Origin of the sequence: Stutzerimonas kunmingensis (assembly GCF_014764705.1) — a bacterium.
GTDB lineage: Bacteria > Pseudomonadota > Gammaproteobacteria > Pseudomonadales > Pseudomonadaceae > Stutzerimonas.
Genome location: NZ_JACXXG010000097.1, coordinates 1 through 998, shown reverse-complemented (window position 1 = coordinate 998; position 998 = coordinate 1). Strand labels below are relative to the sequence as shown.

Genomic DNA, 998 nt, shown 5'->3' with positions numbered 1-998 from the left:
GCGCAGCCGGGTCGACGGACTGGATGGCGCGCGTGACGCCTCGGACGCAGCCGCCGCAAGTCATGTTCTGGATGTGGAACGTCTGCATGGGACAACTCCTGTTGGTTTGCGTACGGCTATCATGGACCTTGCCATCGTTGGAAGGTCAAGGGTTCACAGGCCGGCCGCGCAAGCGTTGACCTTCCCACCGTGGTAAGCCACAGACTCGGCCATCGACCCCATCGTACGGCGAGATGAACATGGGGCCATGCCGAGATAAGGGGAAAATTCACTCACATCTCTCCTACCTGATTGATTTATCAGGCCTTTTCCATGATGGGGATTTTTATGGAAGCATGACGAGATAACGGAGAAATTAAGACATTCAAACCATAAATGTTTGATTTCTAGGCTTTGTGTTGCTCTCACATGCTTGCGCATGTTCGCCCACCCCCAATTAATCCCAAGGCATCCTTCTCCCCAGTGATGGTTCGAGGCGGCCTTCGCGACATCTTCCATTTTCGGTCTCGAATGTGGGCTCGATGGCAGCTGTAAACTTTCTCTCCTCGGAGGTGAGGATCATGCGGCACGTTGCAATGCAGCCAACGGAAACGACTTCAGACGTTACCTGTGACGCTTGTTGCCAAAGCACAAGTATTGAGGGCTATGGCCAGCAGTTTGGCGTTCTTCAAGCGTGTTGGGGCTATGGTTCCAAGCATGATGGTGAACGTTATGAGGTTCACCTCTGCGAGCCCTGCTTTTTCCGAACGCTGGCCATGCTACGTCGGGAGCGAATGGTTAACACCATGTTTGATGATGATCTTGACACCAATCAGGATGAGTTCGGTTTGGTGCGCAAGGATGATTTTTGGGCCGAAGGTTGAGTATGCCGTGTTGGCGCTGATGGAAAATTGACCCACCCTGCCGATTGAAATTTGACCCAGGGCGGATTGCTGATTTTGTTACCAGCAACTGTGGATAAGTCTACCAGCGCAGCTGCTGTTGCCCCCACTCCTTCG

General features: G+C 53.0%; 2 protein-coding genes. One reads left to right on the top strand and one right to left on the bottom strand.

Going from position 1 to position 998, the window contains the following annotated elements; translation table 11 throughout:
* Positions 1-88: heavy-metal-associated domain-containing protein (locus IEG05_RS23605; protein WP_336509768.1), on the bottom strand; the 88-nt coding region annotated here is incomplete at its 3' end.
* 472 nt (positions 89-560) lie between these two features.
* Here IEG05_RS23605 and IEG05_RS23095 point away from each other — a divergent pair.
* A complete protein-coding gene (locus IEG05_RS23095; protein WP_174824670.1) occupies positions 561-863 on the top strand; it encodes a hypothetical protein in 303 nt (100 codons plus the stop codon).
* Positions 864-998: the final 135 nt, after the last annotated feature.